The following is a 17468-nucleotide window of genomic DNA, read 5'->3' on the forward strand; positions in this document are numbered from 1 at the left end:
GGGTAGCGACGCTGGCCAACCTCGCCCACGCTTACTGATTCCTGGCGGGTGGATCGCTCGCCGTCGCTAATTCAGACTTACGGGACATCCCTTAGCGAACTCGCGGGCGGGTAGGCCGCTCGCGCTGTGACGCGCGCACCGGCGACGCTCACGGTGCCGTGCGGAGCGCTGGCGGCTCAGATCAGGAGCGTCGAGGCCGAGTAACCCTCGAACAGGGCGGGCTCGCTCCGTTGCGGCCAGTTCGGTCCACCTGTCGCGAAAAGGTTTGGCCGGCAAGCGAACCATCGGCTATGTGCGCGGCATCTAAGGGGTAGTGACCGTTGCGTGGATCTCCCGATCGTGCGGCAGTCCGGTAACTGGTTCCACTGGCCCGTCGATATCGTATGTAAGGCAAGGTGATTCGGAATGAGCGCAGGACCGTTGCGCGGTGTGTTCTTGCAGTCCGGCGCCGAAGTTCGTCCACGGGGTCGTGGCCCATCGGGGCGACGAGTGAGAGTAATCGGCTATTTGCTGGCGTTGACGCTGTGTGTCCCGGTGGCGGCCTGTGACGGGTCCGATGGCGACGGGGCGGGTGTTGTCGGGCAGACCTGCTCGATCGTCGGTCCGGTGGCAGAGGCCGTGGCATCGAGACTCGCTGCGGGCAAAGTGGTTACGGTCGCGATCATCGCTGAGATCACCGGAGTCATCGTCGAACAAGCGTGCCTGGATTACCTGAGTCGATGAACCAGGAACACCGCGAACCACACCGACGCGCAATCGCATCTAGTGAGACGACGCCAGTCATGCGAAGGAGTGTGGGCCATGCGGGATCCGGTGGGAGCGACGCTGCTCATCAACCTCAACGGTGACGACGAAGCGAGCGTCATCGCTCTCGACAGCGACTACCGCTACCTGGCCGGCTCAGCGCCCGCGCCGGTCGAATTCCCGCTCACCAACACCGATCTGGAGGATCTGCGCTGGTACCTGGAGGACTACCCACAGTCCTCCTACGGTGCGCACCACGACCGAGCTGAGACGATCTCGACGGCAACCGCAACGTGGGGGCGTCGACTGTTCGACTGCGTGCTGAGTGGCCGCGACGCGCTGAACGCATATCACGCTGCGCGCCGATCGAGCTCGGAAACCTCGATGGAAGTGGTTGTGCAGTCGGCTGATCCGGCCTGGCTCGGACTGCCATGGGAGATCATGCAGGATCCGGCGCGGACCATGCCGCTCTCGGCAGAGGGCGTGGAATTTCGGCGCAGTATCGGCGGCGCCACACCGGTAGGGGACCGGGAAGTCGTCCTGCGGCGTCTGCGGGTGCTGATGGTGATCGCGCGGCCCGGAACACCTGCGGGCACGGACGTCTCCTACACCGGGGTGGCTCGACCCATTGTCGACAAACTGGAGCGGCTGGCAGGCACGGTCGACTTCACGGTGTTGCGACCACCGACCGAACACATGCTCGACACGGTCCTCGGTGCGGCTCGTGCGCAGGGTGATCCGTTTCACGTCGTCCACTTCGACGGTCACGGTGTCAGCGAAGGAGGCGGATCGCTGATCTTCGAAGCAGCGCAGCCCGCCGCTGGTTCGGACGCGGTCGCTGCTACGGAGTTCGCCCGAATCATCGCGCGCCACGGTGTGGAAGTCGTGGTGCTCAACGCCTGCCGATCGGCGGCGATGAGTAAGACCACCGAAACCGCCGTAGCCACGGCCATCGCGGGCAACGGCGGCGCCAGTGTGGTGGCGATGGCGTACAAGGTCATCGACGCTGCCGCCTCGACCTTCATGTCCGGCTTCTACGACAGCGTGTTCGAGGGTCACAGTCTGTCTCGCGCGACCAACGACGGCCGGGCACGAGTCCGCGCCAGTCCGATCCGAGCTGCTGTCGGCGGCGATGAACTGCCGCTGCAGGATTGGATGGTGCCGGTCCTCTACGGCGACCGCACGACACGGTTTCGTGGGCTCGCGCGGGGTCCGGACGAATCGCCGACGCGAGTTCCTTTCGTCGGCCGCGACTCGCTGTTCCTGGAGTTGGAGAAATTGGCCGACACCTCGAAAGTGATTGTCCTGCACGGTCACATCGGGGTCGGTAAGAGTGCGCTCGCGCGTGAGTTCGGCCGCTGGCGACAGCTCACCGGCGGACTCGACCGTGTTGACGCGGTACTCATGGCGAGCGCTGAGCTTCTCGGCCGTGCGGAACGGCGTGCGGAGATCACCGAGATGATGCGCACGCGACGGATGATGTTGATCGTCGACGACCTGGACGTCAGTGCGGCGACCGGGGCGCTGTGGGCGTACCTCGGGCAACTCGCGCGCGGTCGTTCGACAGTGGTTGTGACGACGCGAAACGGCGGGGGTGTGGCGGATTCCGGCCTTGGGGTGGCCCGTGTGCAGGTAGACGGACTGGCGCGAGAGGACAGTGTCGCACTCGCCACCCATCTGCTCCGGTCGGTGCCGTCGCGACTCTCGGAACCCGCGATGGCGCAACTGCTCGATTGGTGTGGGGGCAACCCGTCGCTGATGGGTGAGGTGCTGCCCTACCTCACTGACCGTTCGTCTGCCGAGGTCCTCGAACACCTGCAGCAGGCGGTTGCTGATCCAGCAGGCAAGGGGGCCGAGCCTGCGGGGTCGGTCGGGCGGAGTCCGAGTGTCTGCTCGGCGGTTGCCGGGCTCGGTGCTGATGAGCGACGAATGTTGTTCGTGCTCAGTGTGTTTCATGGGAGCGTCGATATCGACGACGTCGTTGCGCTGGTGGCGAAGCTCGAGGAACTGGTCGACAACCCGCGGAACCCGATGTTCTTCCGTCCAGTGCCGGCCGCGCGTTGGTTCGAATTGTTCGGACGACTCTACGACGCCGGGTTGGTGTCGACGCCGAAGGTAGGGGAAGCATCGGCCCGGTACACCATCCACGGCGCGCTGCCCAGTGTTCTCGCCACACTGTGGTACGAGGACGATCCGGAAGTATTTTCGATCGCGTACAACGTGACCGTGCACATGCTCGCGATCGTGCACGCGGAAATGGCTGATCGATGGGAATCCGAGCATCGCAGGGAGCTGTCGACTTCCCCGGTTGTTCGGTCGCATGTAGATGCGTTCGGCCGCTCGCTCGATCATGTTCTCGAGCATGAAGAATGGGACCGAGCACACCAGATTGTTCGATGCTTGAACGGCTATTTCGAACAATTGGGTCGTCCCGACGAGGCAGAAAGATGGGTCGATCGCGTTCGTCGAGTGCTCGGTAGTGAGCAGCCTCCGGTTTCCACCGATGATGCGGCGGCCGAGCTGTCGTTGTTTGTGGAGAGCGCTACAGCCAATCGGCTCATCGCAGTGGGTAATGCCGGTGCGGCGAACCGGATCTACGATTCGCTCGAGCGGCAACTTCGACGATCGGGAGATTACGGCAGATGGCAACCAATATTCGATTTCCAGCGTGGATACAGCGCATATCAGGCAGGTGCATTCGCGGAAGCGACAACACTGCTCACAGCAGTGGTTACTGCAGCGCCCGGCAGCGTTGATCCGAGGACGGTTGCCGAAGCGTGGCACAATCTCGGCAACTGTGCGATCGAGCAAGGAAAATTGAAGGCGGCAGCCCAGCGCTTTCGGGAGGCTCAGCGGCTCTTTCGCCTGCACGGACACCTGGCGGAACTGGAGATTACCGCGTACCAGCTGTGCAATACGCTCGTCGACCTGGGGCGCATCGATGAGGCAGAGGACGAATACGAGCGACTCGAGCAAGCATGCGAGGAAAAATCGGACATTGCAGCCCATGCTCGGGTGCTGCACCAGCGTGCCTATCTGCAGTGTTCGGTAAAAGAGTACGGCTATGCGATCGAGCTTCTTCGAAAATCCTTGCAGCTTAAACAGCAAACCAAAGCGGAGGAGCGGAGTATTGCCCAATCGTATATGCTGCTGGGGTCGTGTCACCTCAAGCTGGGCACTTCCGAAGGTGCGGCAGAGAGTGTCGAGTGGTCTACTTCGGCACTTGAAATCTGTGAACGGAACGGCGATAGATTACGCGCCGCTGACTGCTGCAACAATTTGGGCGCCGCGGCATTCCTCAGTGACAACCCGGAACTCGCGAAGAAGTGGTGGGGGAAGCAGCGAGAGATTGAAAATATGATCGGCGATCCGACCAGACTCGCGTCCATCCACCTTCAGTTGAGCGTTGTCGCCAGCGATCGGACAGAATCGTTGACTCTGCTCATCATGGGAGCCTCGATTCTCGCCGCCATGCCGCACGAGTCACACCGGGTCAAGGAGCAGTGGGATCATACGCTCAACTTCTTGGCGGTGAGCACACACTCGTTGAGGCCTCGGCAGCTCGATAATGCGTGGCGGGCCGCAACAGGCAAACGACTTCCCGAAGAAATAAGAACCGAAATCATCCGTCGACGAAATGAAATCAGGTAGGTCGTAAATGACTCAGTCTACAAGTATTACCAATGCGGCGGCCCGGCGCGTAGCCCGACGACTGGCGGCGAAGTACGGTGTCGCATTGCGTGCGGAGGTGGATACCGCCTTGGGGCCGCAAACCGCTCTCGGTCCACGCCAGTACGCCGACCTGGTCGGCATCGCGGGTCTCGTGATGAGCACGGTGACCCTCGGCTGGCAGATCTACCACGACATCGTCTCCCGTCGTGAAGGCGCCACCAGCGAAATTCTTGCCGCCGCGCTGCTGCAAGCCGCCCCCACCCCGGCCGATGTCGAGCCGGGTCAGCGACAAGACGTGATCGACGCGACCGTGGCCGACATCGTCGAGCGCGGTGAACCCTGACAGCGGCGACGAGTGGCCGTGTACCGCGAAACTGACACAGGCGGGGTCGGCATCTGTATCGGTATACGTCGAAGGAGGTGAGTAGGGGTGTTCGATCCCGGCGGTGATGTCGACCGGTTGCTCGCACAGCAAGTTGGTTGGGGAATGTTCGATGACCATCTGCTCTATACCGCGTGGGTCACGCGGGCGCTGATGGACGGCACGCTCGCGAGCCTGCCGCCGCGGCCGACCAGGATGCGGATGGACCCCGGCGAACACAGTTTGGCCGAATCGCAGGTCGGGTGGTCGGTCTGGACGGCGATCGGGGACGGGTCGTGGGAGTCGAACAATATCGCGGCGATGGGTTCGACCGGTTTTGTCGTTGCGGCGCACCTGGGCAACGCGATGCTCAATCGGTCGCGCAGAAGTCTCGCCCAGCGTGATTCGCGACCGAGGTGGGTGCCGCAGCGACCAGGCATCGGCATGGTCTCGCAAGTACGGATGTGTTTTCACAACCCCGACACCAACTTCAGTCTGTACTGGCACGGCATGGACGCCGTCGATCTCATCGCCCCGGACAGTATGGAGTTCCGATTCCAGGACAGCGAAGGGGGCAACGCGGCGATCCGCGTGCACAGCCCGTGGGCGGCGCTGATGTTCGTCATGTCCGCCTTCACCTGTTTTCCGAGTCATCCGCTGTTGCTGTCGGGCAATTGGTTGCCGCCGGGGTTCGAAGATCGCTGCCACATGGCGGGAAAGAAGTGTCCGCAGGTGCGTCAAAGTCGCTGAGCCCTGCTCGGGCTCCGAACCGGCCGCGAATGTCGTATGCACCTGCGAAACTTTGCGCATGACGCGAACGCAGCACCTGTCGATGCGAGTGCCGTGGCGAGACCGACCGTGGGATGGGCATGTCTGTGATCGGCCCCTGGACAATTCGTCGTGTGTCCTGCTGAAGGGCATCGGTGAGAAGCGTGACGACGACTACGAGCGTGACCATGCGGGCGCTCCCGTCGTCAGCTTGGTGCCGGAGCAGCTGCCGTGTCTGAACGAGCGCGCGACGTTCATGTCAGCGCACGGCTACTCGGTAGTCAAGAACCACCCGTACGCGAAGAACAAGGTGCTGAAGGGGACCCTGTCGCCGACGACGGTCTCGATCCCTGGCTTCGCCTTCGAAGCAGTGCCTTTCCGATGGATGAGCAGGGAACCGTTCGAGGCGGATCTTGCGCCGAACTGGTCGACGGGCTACGAAGGCGAGGCCGAGGTTCGGGCTGTCGAGACGCTCGGATTCGACCCGAAATGGATCATGGATGGTGCGAATCAGCAGGCGGTGATTCGTGCGTTCTTCGAGCCGGTCGTGCCACACAGTTCGCTGGTTTTCGCCTACCTCAAGCACTCGCCGTTTCAAGAGGGGACCACCCGCAAGCTCCTGGTGGGCGCGGCGAGGGTGACCGATGTCAGATTGCCCGGCATGTGGAATATGCAGGGGGAGCCCGCGTTCGAGTCATCGATGTGGGAGACGGCGGTGTCGCACAGCCTGCGTACCGACATGCGCGATGGGATCCTGCTGCCGTATCAGCACCTTGTTCCCTTGCTGGAGAACGGGATCGATGTCGATGACGCGCTCGCCTGGGAGCCGGAGGGGCGTGCGCTCGAGTTCTCTTACGTGACCGAACACGTTTCGGACGACGCCGCGATCGAGGCACTCCTGGCGTTGGCCGCTGCTGCCCGCGGGGCTTGCACGCTCGGAGTCGAAGTACCAGCCAGCGCGTTCGAGTGGGTGGATCGGCAGGTCGGGCTGCTGTGGCAGCAGCGCGGTCCTACTCCCGGGCTGGGCGCTGTGCTCGCGCATCTGGGAGTCCCAGGGGCTTACGGGGTGGCGCGGATGGTTTCGGCGGCCATCGAGGATTCCGCCGATCCGTGGGAGTATCTCGACAGCGGATTCGCTGATCCCTCCCGATTCACCGCTGAGCTGCGGCAAGTACTGGGTGGATCGACCGCTCGGATCTGGCAGCGACAGACCGACGAATTCCGGGATGCGTTGAAGACGTTGTCAGCGTTCGACATCACCGCGGACCAGGCCGCGATGATCATGGATGGCACGACGGTCGAGCCGCTGCCAGTGGCAGAGTTCCTGGAGAATCCCTACTACGCGTCGATATGCACTTACACGGACCCGCTGCACATCGCGGTCACCACGATCGACCGGGCATGTTATCCGCCGGCCCACGTGACGTGGACTTCACCGATGCCGGAATCCGCACAGATGGCTGATCACCATGACCCTCGCAGAGTTGAAGCGTTGCTGGTCGACAGCCTCGAACACGCTGCTGTACAAGGAAGTACGGTCCTGCCGTTGACAGAGGCCGTGGCAGGGGTTGCGGGAATTCCGGTGGCGGTACCGTGCCCACTCAACGAACAGGTTCTGTTCGGTCTGGAGCTCGACCCGGAGAGTCTGCCTGATCCGGACGAATACTGGACAGCGTTGGTCGGGACGACCGTCGGCGACGGTACTCCGGCATACAAGCTGAGGCGGCTGTTCATCGTTGCCGAGCTGATCCGTCGCCAGGTCGACCTGCGTGCGGCTGCCCCGCGTTTCGGCACTCTGTCGACGGCGCGGTCAGCGATCGATGCGGCGATCGATCAACCCCTTTCGCCCGGCGATCTCGATGAAGAAGCGGCGCGAACAGAGAAGGCCGCGGGTCTGGCCGAGCTTTACGCCTCGCCGTTGTCCGTACTGATCGGGCCCGCGGGAACCGGAAAGACGACGCTCCTTCGTGCCCTTGTAGATCTGCCCGACGTTGCCGGGGTCGCGCCGATACTGCTCGCGCCGACCGGGAAAGCGCGAGTGCAGATGCAGCAAAAGGTTGGATTTCCGGCGCATACGTTGGCCAGTCATCTCAGTCGGAGTGGTCGATTCGACGGCACGACGGGTCAGTATCGCACCGACGAGGAGGCTGCGCGGCAGCAGGCAGACCTGGTAGTGATCGACGAGGCCTCGATGCTGACCGAGGAAATGCTCGCCGCGACGCTGGATTCGTTTGCCGGAATCAAACGGCTTGTGTTGGTGGGTGATCCGCGCCAACTCCCGCCGATCGGCGCCGGACGTCCGTTTGTCGACCTGGTCGAACGGTTGAAGCCGGATTCCTTCGAGTCGTCGGTACGGGTCGACCGTGGCTATGTGGAACTGCAGGTGACCCGACGACAGCAGGATCAGGACGGTGCGGATCTGGCGTTGGCGAAGTGGTTCGGCGGCGGCGAGCTCGGACCCGACGACGACCTGATCTGGCAGCAGCTGACGACCGACCCGGAGATGGGGCGAATCCGGTACGTGGAGTGGGGCAAGCGTACTCCAGCTGAGGTGCTCACCGACGTGATGCACGAGGAGCTGGACCTCACCGCGAATCCAGATGTGGAGAAGGCGTTCGCGCTCACCTACGGCGGTGCCTGGAACGATCCCTATCTGAACTGGGACGTGGGCGCAGGTGCGGCGGCCGAGAAGTGGCAGATCCTCACGCCGACCAGATCGCGCCAGTTCGGTAGCGTCGAGCTCAATCGGCACATCAAACGGGCGTTCCGGGCGGGCGACACGAAGTTCGCCGGTATGACACGCAAGTTCAACATCGCGAACCCGATCGGTCCCGAGATGATCGTCCGAGGCGACAAGGTGATGAATACCCGCAACGCGAGAATGCGTGGATGGCCGAAGAACGAGGGACTCGACTACGTCGCCAACGGTGAAATCGGTGTGGTCATCGGTCGGCTCAAACCGTTCAAGGAGAAGTACGTTCGGGTGGAGTTCTCCTCCCAGCTCGACTTCACCTACAGCTACTGGGCATCTTCCTCGGAAGATCCACCACTCGAGCTTGCCTGGGCCGTCACCGTGCACAAGTCACAGGGATCGGAATTCGCAACCACCTTCGTGGTGCTTCCGTCGCGCGCTGGCGTCTCACGAGAACTCCTCTACACCGCGCTGACCCGGCACACCGACCGTGTCGTCATCCTCCACGACGGCACATTGTCCGAACTCCGTGAGCTCGCCCGGCCGTCCGCTTCCGAGACTGCAGCCAGGCTCACCGACCTGTTTCGAGCGCCTTCGCCACAAGAAGTCAGTATTGCCGGCGAGATCCACCGCGTTGACGCAAACCTGGTGCACGTCACCGGAACCGGTGTTCTTGTTCGCAGTAAGAACGAGGTGATCCTCGCCGACATCCTGCAGCAGGTGGTGCCAGGACAGTGGAAATACGAGCAACAGCTGGTCGGTGCCGACGGGTCGGTGCGCTCCCCGGACTTCACGATTCAGACGATGCTGGGTGGCACTGTGTACTGGGAGCATCTCGGCATGCTCGACCAACCGGTCTATGCCGCGAAATGGGCAGCGAAGCGGGATTGGTACGCGCACCAAGGGATCCTGCCGTGGAGCGAGGGCGGCGGGCCGAAGGGTTCGCTCGTGTGGACCGACGATCTGGGAGGTGTCAACGTGCCAGAGTGGCGGACGTTGGCTGAGCAGGTGTTCGCGGGTCAGGTTGCGCCGACGAAGCGACCGGCCAAGAAGGCACTGCCTAGGCGGGCGACATAGCGGCACACATCGTTTCGACCCTCGCTGCTCCGCCACCACTCCCTGACCGTCCTGAATATGACTGAATAGTCTTGCACTGCAAGGGGTTTGGATTTCACGTAGCTTTTATTGCGTGGATCAACCGTATCGGGTGACGGCTGTCGAAGTAGCGAAGTATCTGCCGAAAATCAAGGGGGCCGAGTCACGGGTCGAGAAGTTGTTGTCGGTGCTGATCGCCGAGCATCGGCTCAAGTACGCGAGCCAGGCGGAGCGCCGGTCGTGGGACGCGAGCCTGCCGATGCTGGCCAAGGTTCTGGTGGATGCGGGCCTGGGCGAGATCGACATGCTGATCGAGTATCCGATGCCAGAGTCGAGCCGCCGCGCCGATGCGGTGCTGGCGGGAGTCGACCCTCGATCGGGAGCCGACCGATACGTTGTGGTCGAGCTCAAGCAGTGGAGTCAGGCTGATCTGGGTTGGAACAGCGACCAGATTGTCTGGTCGATCAACACCAGGGGCGACCAGCTTCATCCGATCGATCAGGTTCGCGGCTACTGTCGGTATCTCCAGCAGTACGTGGCGCAGTTGCACGACAAGCCGGAGTCGGTCAGTGGAATCGCCTACCTGCACAACGCGACCCGTGAGTCGGTCAGCGGATTGCTCGAGCGCGAGCCGGATCGCTTGGGGCGTTTGTTCACCGGGGATCAGAACAAGGACTTGGCCGACTACTTTCGAGAGCGACTGTCGCCGGACAGCGGCGCGGCAGACCGTCTGCTGGACAGCAAGGTGCTTCGACGAAAAACGTTCCTGGACTTCACCGAAGACGAACTCAGGAGTGCGACGGAATATTCGTTGCTGGACAACCAGAAGCTTGCCTACGAGGCGGTTTTGAACCGGATCGATCGGTCACGGCGGGGGAATCACAAGAGCGTTGTGGTGGTCACCGGCGGTCCGGGTAGCGGCAAAAGCATGGTCGCGATCTCCGCGCTGGCCGAGCTGGAACGAAAAGGCTACGACGTAGCGTATGCGACCGGCTCTACCGCAGTGACCACCACCATGCGGACACTTTCGCAGAAGCGAGGTAAGGAGCTGAACGCGCTCTTCACCTACTATGCACGCTTTGCGGAGCGGGAACAGAACAGCATCGATGTGTTGATCTGCGATGAGGCGCACCGCATTCGGCGGACGTCGACCGATCGTTGGACGAAAAGGAAGCTGAGAACCAATCGTCCACAGATTGACGAGTTGATGGCGGCCGCACGTGTGCCGGTGTTCCTCCTGGATGAGAACCAAGTCGTTCGGCCCGACGAAGTCGGCACAGTCGACCTGATCAGGGACCATGCCGCGCGCATGGGCTTTCCGGTGTTCCACATTCGGCTCGACGGACAGTACCGATGTGGCGGTAGCGTGGCCTACGACGAATGGGTGCTCAACCTACTCGGGCTTCGAGCAGGCTCGTACCCGACGCCCTGGAAGGGCACGGACTTCTCTGTTCGGGTTGTGTCATCGCCGCAGGAGATGGAGAGTCTCCTCAAGGACCGGATCGCAGATGGCGGTAGCGCGCGGATGACAGCGGGCTACTGCTGGACGTGGAGCGCACCGCGCGCGGATGGCTCATTGGTCGATGACGTCGAAATCGGGGACTGGGCACGGCCGTGGAACATGGTCAACGACGGAGATCCCAACGTGGCCCCACCCGCGAGCCTGTGGGCGGCCGATCACCGTGGATTCGGACAGATCGGATGTGTTTACACCGCTCAGGGTTTCGAATATGACTGGGGCGGAGTGATTTTGGGTCCCGATGTGGAGGTGCAGAACGAACGGATAGTCGTTCGTCGTGAGGGGAACAAGGACAGGGCACTTGTCGGCACTCGCGCGAAACCGGTGTTCGACGAAGAGATTGACATGCTGATTCGCAATACCTATCGGGTATTGCTGACGCGTGCCATGCGTGGAGTGGTGATCTACGCAGTCGATCCTGCTGTCCGCGAACTGTTAGAGCAGCTCGTCCCGTCGGTCGACAGTGTCCGAGATCCGGGTCCGCGGACAGAGACCTTGATGGCATGAGCAACTGATCGAGGGGGAGAAAGTGGGCTGGCGAGAAGAGGTCGACACGGCGTTGCGATCGTGGCTGGCGGCGGAAGGCGGGGGTGCCACTGAACCCTCGTGGAGGCGGATCGGTACTGCGGTACGCGGCACAGCATCGGGCACCTTCGAGGTGGATGTCCGTGGATCGATGCTCAGCGGAGACCATCTGCAGGCGGAGAGCTTGCGGCTGGCCGAGCCGGACAGGGCGAGCATCAGCGACGGTAATCACGTCATGGAGGTGTCGTACGACGGTTCTACCGTGCGCGTTCGAGTTGCTGAATTCGCCGATCCGGTCGACCCGACTCTATGGCTGCTCCAGCAGCCTCCCACCTTTCTGATCGATACGCTGATCAAAGGGATTGCCGGCATCACCGACGAACGCTTGGCCGGTCGGCTTGCTCGTGGACAGCTCGGTGGTGAATTAGCAACGGTCGGATTGTCGTCGGGAACTCTCATGCCGAGTCAGGATATGGCATATCGGGCGTGTAGAGGTCACGGACTCTGGATGGTGTGGGGGCCGCCAGGGACTGGAAAGACGTCGGTGATCATGCGAGCTGTCGTCGACCTGATCGCCGACGGGAAACGGGTGCTGTTGGTGTCGGCAACGAACATTGCCGTCGACAACGTGGTCGTGCAGGTCGCTAAGCAGACCAGAGATAGGCCGGGCTCCGTCGTTCGTGTGGGAACTCCGCATCTACGGGAAGTCGCCGACAACCCGGATGTCTGCCTGCCGCTCATGGTTCGGGCCCGGCTGACAGAACTGGACCAGCAACGCGATGAGATCGCCAAAGATCTGGCGAAGGTCAGGGAGCGGATTGCCAGGCTGGTGGAACTCGATTCGGCGCTTGTCGGTTTCGACGAGCCGAAATTCGCCCGCGCTGAGCGTCGGTTAGCTGATGCGTCCAATTCGGTTGAAACCTTGTCAGATCGCCGTTCCAGTGTCGCCGACCAACAGGATGTCGCCCACTCTGCTCTGACTTCGATGTCGCACCGAATCACTCAGGCAGAGGAGAGCGTCCGCAGCTGTGCCAGTGATCGGGAGGGTTGGCATGCGATCGACGCACTCGAATTCGAAGCGGAAGACCTGGAATCAAAGAAGACGAGAGCGGAGGCAGTCGTTGCGATTTCCGCTGTTGAACTCGCTGACGCGGAGCGGGTGCTGACCGACCTCGAAGACCGATCGCGGTGGGAGCGGCTGACTGACCCTGGTAAATCAGGGAAGGCACGAAGAACACGTGACCACCTGGCCTCGAAGCTGAAGTTCGATCGCGACCGTCGGGACGAGGCGGTGGAAATACTCGACCGGCGGATCAAGGATGTGAAGCGCGATATTTCTCGTCGTGGGCACCAGATCACGCTGAGTCGCGATGACATCGATCGGATCGACTCGGAGTACCGCGGAGCACTGGATGAGAAGAGTCGACTACAAGATGAAATACGTCGATGTGCGGCTGAATCGGCACGCCTCGACCGAGAGCTCGCACGTACCGCCGAAGCAGTCGACGAAGTGCACTCAGCGAGGACGAAGCGACAGCCCCTACTCCACGCTGAGGCCAGCGCACTGCGACTCATCGGTGCTGACGATCCCGAGCGTGAGCCAGAGCTGCGCAAACGCCACCAAACGCTGCAGGAGCAGTACGAAGCGCTGGCCAAAGATGCCCAAGGAGCGATAATTCGCGAGGCCAGAGTTGTCGCGTCCACACTGGCGAAGTTTCGAACGATCCCCGCGATGATGGAGGGGCCGTACGATCTGGTAGTCGTCGACGAGGTCGGCGCCGCCTCGTTGCCGGAAGTGTTGCTTGTCGTCGCCGCAGCCCAACGTAATGCGGTGCTACTCGGAGATTTTATGCAGCTCGGGCCCGTCGGCGCACAGGTCTTGAAAGGCAGCCGAAGAACGGACATCCAGCGGTGGCTGCTGACAGAAGTATTCGATCATTGTGGCATTGATTCGGCTGCTTCCGCGCAGAGTAACGCGGGATGCATCGCACTTGACGTGCAGCATCGCTTCGGGCTGGATGTCATGTACCTCGCCAATTCGATCGCGTATGACGGGACGTTGAAGGCGGGCCCGACAATTGAGGCACGGGCGAGAGCTACGCAGCCTGGCGATGCTGAAATCGTGCTGATCGATACGGATGGACTGGGGGATCTCGGTCATGTGTACCGAACAGGTCCGTCCAGTGGCTGGTGGCCGGCCGGCATGCTGCTGTCGAGAGCGCTGGCCGACCTGCATGCGAACGACGGTTCAACTGTTGGCGTCGTCACGCCATACGCGCTGCAGGCCGAAGCCACCCTCGAGGCTATGCGGCAGGTCGAATCCGACCACCCGATGTTGGCTGAGGTCGGCACGGCGCATCGCTTCCAAGGCCGCGAATTCGGTGTCGTTGTCTTTGATCTCGTCGAATCAGAAGACGGACCCGGTATGTGGATGGCCAAGGCGAGCCGAGGGCGCGAGGCGAACGGCTGGTCACGTAGTGGGCTTCGGTTGTTCAATGTCGCAGTCACCCGAGTACAGCAGCGTGTGTACATCATCGGCAGCCGACATCGTGTGGAGAATGCGGTAAAGGACTCCGCTCTAGGGGCGTTGAACAAGATGCTCACCGATCGTCGGGTCCGGACGATTGCAGCCAGTGAGCTCATCGCACCGCTCGGTACTGGCCGTCCGTTGGGCCCCGTTGGTGGTCGGCTCGCCGAGATCCTTTCGCGTCATGTGGAGATCAGCGATATCCAAGACGAGGTCGAGTTCTACAAGACGTTCGGCGATCGACTCAGTCGAGCGCGCAAGTCCATCTGGATTTGGGCGCCGTGGGTGGCCAAGCGGCTTCACTCACTGCTGCCGGTGTTGATCGAGGCGGCTGCTCGCGGTGTGCGGATCGTCGTGTTCGTCCGTGATCCGGGGGATCAGCTGCAACAACGGCTCGAAGAGTTCGTTGATGAACTGAGTGCGGTCGTCCGAACGGTGGTCCGCGTCAATGTCATGCACCAGAAGATTGTCGTGGTCGATGAGCAGACAGTGATGATCGGCAGCCTTAATCCGCTCTCGCAGAGTCATACTCGCGAGATCATGCTGACGATGCGCGGCACACACTTCGCCAAGAAGATCCTCGAAGGTCAGCATGCAGAGATCTTTGCGCGTCCGCCGCGGTGTGGCGGATGCAACGAACAGGATGTCGACCTCAAGCGGCGTAGGGACCAGACCTGGTACTGGCGGTGCAGGAACAGTCAGTGTCCAGAACGCAAAGGAAATCGCGGGTGGACGCAGGACATCATCCTGGGCACTGCGAGGAGCGGCGCGAGCTAGCGGCTGGGCATATCACTCGAACTCGCGGTCCAGACGACGAGATCTGGTTCCGTGGCGTCGAGGACTGTGGGGTGTTGCTCGTCCCTCAGCAAGGTGAGCCAGGGGTGGCGGGTCCTTCGGTTTGCCGGATTGGATTGCTTGTGCGGCCAGTAGTGTGCGGAGGGGTTCCGGGATTTCCTCGCGGGCATCGGAAATGGCTTGCCAGACCGCAGGATCCTTTGTGTGGATGGTTCCGACGAAGGCTTCCAGGTTGTCGGATTCGTTCAGGAGGGTGAGGGAGCGGGCACGTGCGGAGGGCTCTTGGCGGAGGACGATTTGTATCAGCGTTGTGGTGCAGTCGGCGGTGGGGGCGGCTTGGAGGGCTTCTCGGAAATTGTTGTCGGTGAGGGTGTTCATGGTGGTAGCGAGGGTGTCGTAGGTGGTGGTGGGGAGGTCGTCGAGGAGGGGGAGGGCCGCTGGCCAGAGGTTGTGGGTGGCGGTGGCTTTTATTGCGGCGGTGAGGAATTCGGGGCGGTGCATGACGGGAAGGGAGGCTAGGCGTTTGCGGTCGGGGGTAGAGAGGGCCAGGGCTACGGGAAGGAGGGTGGGCCAGTGGTTTTCGGTGTGGGCTTGTTCTATGAGGGTAGTCAGGGAGTCGTCGGGTTCGGTGGCTACTCGGGCGGCGACGGTGTGGAGTTGGGTGGGGGAGAGGTGGGTGGCCAGGGGGAGTAGGGAGAGCCAGAGGTTTTGGGTGAGGGCTAGGTCGGCGATTTTGGTGAGGAGGGTGGGGTTTTGCATCGCGGGGCGTTGGGCCAGGCGTTGTAGGGGTTCTGGGGCCATGCCTGCGGCTACGGGAAGGAGGGTGTCCCAGGCGTCGACTTCTTCTACTGCGGCGAGTAGGCCGTCGATGACTTCGTCGTCTCCAGCGGCGACGACGTTGGCGAGTTTGGAGCGTTCGGTGGGGCCTAGGAGGGCGAGCAGGGTGATTGCTTTGGGCCATTCGCCTGCGGCATGGGTTGCGCGGATGACGCCGGGGATGCGGTCGGTGACGACGGAGAGCAGGCGGTCGGCTGCTGAGGTTTCCTCCAGGTAGTAGCCGACTTGGAGGATGTCGAGGTCGGAGGCGTGGGGCAGGGCCGCGCGCAGGACCGAGTCGGGGACTGAGCCTGCGAGATTGCCCATGGTCAGGTAGTCGCCGCGGCGGATCAATTCGCTGGCGACGGCGGCGGCCATCGGGCCGGGGACCTCGGCGATCACTTCGGTGGCTCGGCGGGGGTCGAGGGTGAGGGTGGCGTCGGCGAGGAAGCTGGGGGAGAGGGCGCCGGCGATGGCGACCGCGCGGGCTGGGTCGACCGAGCCGGCGATCGCGGCGGCCAGGACGGGGCCGAAGGCGGCTTCGGTGATCTTGGCGGCGATGGGGGCGGGGACGAGTTTGGCGGCGGCGCCGACGCGTTGCATGCGTCGGGCTTCGCGGCGGGCGGTGAGATCGGTGATCTGGTCGCGGAATTCGCGGAGGGCCTCGGGTGGGAGGGTGGCGAGGAAGTCCAGGTCGGCGGGGTCGCGGTGGAGGATGCGGGCCAGTTTGGTGAGCTCGGCGGTGGTGTGGTGGGTCGCGGTCATAGTCCGAGCACCTTCTTCACGGCGGGGCGGGCCAGGCGGGGGATGAGGCGCATGCCGGAGTCGAGGGCGCCGTCGAGGGCGGCCTTGCGGTGGTCGAGGGCGGCGCGGACGTAGCCGTCGAGGAGTGCCAGCTCATCGGGGGTGAGGGTGGCGAAGTCGGGTGGTGGTGGGGTGCCGAGTGTTGCGGTGAGTTGGCGCAGGGCATCCGACACGGACCGTCTCCTTCGATGCGATGTCCGGTAGTTCGTACTGCCGGTACGGACAACGATACTGCCGGTACGTGGGGCTTAGGTAAAGAGCCCTTCGTCAGTGGGGCATGGAAAGCCTCGATCGTACTGCTGGTACGTGTATGGTTCTCGACCGTGACCCGCGCCAGTCGACGACCTCCGCCGGTGAGCCGGGATGTCATCGTCGACGCCGCGATTCGGGTGCTCGATCGTGACGGGCCTCATCCGAGCATGGAGGCTTTCGCGGTCGAGGCCGGGATCACGAAGCCGCGGCTGTATCGGCAGTTCACTGACAAAGGTGACCTTTACGCGGCCATCGGCGCTCGATTCGCCGACTCCGCGTTCGCCGCGACGGGAACGGACCTGACTCTGCTGTTGCAGCCACCCGACGCCGCTATCGATCATGCGCTCACCGATTACGCCGTCGGAATTCTGGCCCACCCCAATGTTTTCCGGTTCCTGACGCAGACGAGTGCCAACCGTGAGGGGTCGGCGGGACAGTACGACCTCGCCAGCGCGGTGTCGGGTCGGTTCGCGCAAAGGGCTCGGGCGGTGGCGGATTCGATTCCGCTGGATGCCGAGGGGATCGAATATCTGGCGCGGGCGATCGTCGGTGTGATGATCGTGTTGACCGATCTGTGGCTGAGCGAGGCGGAGCCTGATCCCGGCGAATTCGTCAGCAGGGTGCACGAATTGCTGTGGGGGATGATCGATGCGTTTCTGCGCGGGCGGGGGATCGTGGCGGATCCGGTGGTGCCGATCTTTGTCACGTTGGCGGCGTTGACCCGGAGACGGGCGAAGTCTGAGGCACCGACGCCTCAGGATTGAGCACAACCTGCGGCATCGGCACTCGGCGTTGTCTGTGACCCGGTCCGAGGAGACAGCCCACCGCCGGCCACGTCCGCCATCTCGTGAATGGCGGACGGTAGTCGTTCATGGCTGGCGGTGAGGCTGTGACGCTC

General features: G+C 62.8%; 10 protein-coding genes. 8 read left to right on the forward strand and 2 right to left on the reverse strand.

What is annotated here, in order from left to right; genetic code table 11:
• The first annotated feature begins 405 nt into the window (after positions 1-405).
• The 7 genes from ACFW6D_RS28465 to ACFW6D_RS28495 all read left to right on the forward strand — a co-directional run bounded on the left by ACFW6D_RS28465 (position 406) and on the right by ACFW6D_RS28495 (position 14680).
• Positions 406-723 carry a hypothetical protein gene (locus ACFW6D_RS28465; protein ID WP_379333131.1) on the forward strand — a complete coding sequence of 106 codons (318 nt, stop codon included), beginning with the start codon at positions 406-408 and terminating at the stop codon, positions 721-723.
• A 78-nt stretch (positions 724-801) separates the two neighbouring features.
• Positions 802-4395: a CHAT domain-containing protein gene (locus tag ACFW6D_RS28470; protein WP_379333133.1), complete on the forward strand. Its 3594-nt coding sequence runs from the start codon at positions 802-804 to the stop codon at positions 4393-4395.
• Between the two features lie 7 nt (positions 4396-4402).
• Positions 4403-4759 (forward strand): hypothetical protein, encoded by a 357-nt coding sequence (locus ACFW6D_RS28475; protein ID WP_379333135.1) that lies wholly within the window; start codon positions 4403-4405, stop codon positions 4757-4759.
• Positions 4760-4846: 87 nt separating this feature from the next.
• Entirely contained in the window at positions 4847-5527 is a 681-nt protein-coding gene (locus ACFW6D_RS28480; protein WP_379333137.1) for a hypothetical protein, read from the forward strand.
• A gap of 58 nt (positions 5528-5585) precedes the next feature.
• Positions 5586-9314, forward strand: coding sequence for an AAA family ATPase (locus ACFW6D_RS28485; RefSeq protein ID WP_379333139.1), 3729 nt, complete (start codon positions 5586-5588; stop codon positions 9312-9314).
• 112 nt (positions 9315-9426) lie between these two features.
• Positions 9427-11358 (forward strand): DNA/RNA helicase domain-containing protein, encoded by a 1932-nt coding sequence (locus ACFW6D_RS28490; RefSeq protein ID WP_379333141.1) that lies wholly within the window; start codon positions 9427-9429, stop codon positions 11356-11358.
• A 22-nt stretch (positions 11359-11380) separates the two neighbouring features.
• On the forward strand, positions 11381-14680 hold the full coding sequence (locus ACFW6D_RS28495; RefSeq protein ID WP_379333143.1) for an AAA domain-containing protein: 3300 nt from the start codon (positions 11381-11383) through the stop codon (positions 14678-14680).
• Positions 14681-14692: 12 nt separating this feature from the next.
• Here the strand turns inward: ACFW6D_RS28495 and ACFW6D_RS28500 are convergent, their stop codons facing one another.
• Both ACFW6D_RS28500 and ACFW6D_RS28505 read right to left on the reverse strand, forming a co-directional pair.
• Complete coding sequence (locus tag ACFW6D_RS28500; protein WP_379333145.1) at positions 14693-16279, reverse strand: hypothetical protein; 1587 nt, start codon at positions 16277-16279, stop codon at positions 14693-14695.
• Positions 16276-16491, reverse strand: coding sequence for a hypothetical protein (locus tag ACFW6D_RS28505; RefSeq protein WP_379333147.1), 216 nt, complete (start codon positions 16489-16491; stop codon positions 16276-16278). The genes ACFW6D_RS28500 and ACFW6D_RS28505 overlap by 4 nt, the downstream gene beginning before the upstream one ends.
• Here ACFW6D_RS28505 and ACFW6D_RS28510 point away from each other — a divergent pair.
• Positions 16471-17334 carry a TetR/AcrR family transcriptional regulator gene (locus tag ACFW6D_RS28510; protein ID WP_379333149.1) on the forward strand — a complete coding sequence of 288 codons (864 nt, stop codon included), beginning with the start codon at positions 16471-16473 and terminating at the stop codon, positions 17332-17334. The two genes, ACFW6D_RS28505 and ACFW6D_RS28510, sit on opposite strands and share 21 nt — an antisense overlap.
• Positions 17335-17468 lie beyond the last annotated feature (134 nt).

It is taken from the genome of Nocardia sp. NPDC058705 (assembly GCF_042749305.1).
In the GTDB taxonomy this organism is placed as follows: domain Bacteria; phylum Actinomycetota; class Actinomycetes; order Mycobacteriales; family Mycobacteriaceae; genus Nocardia.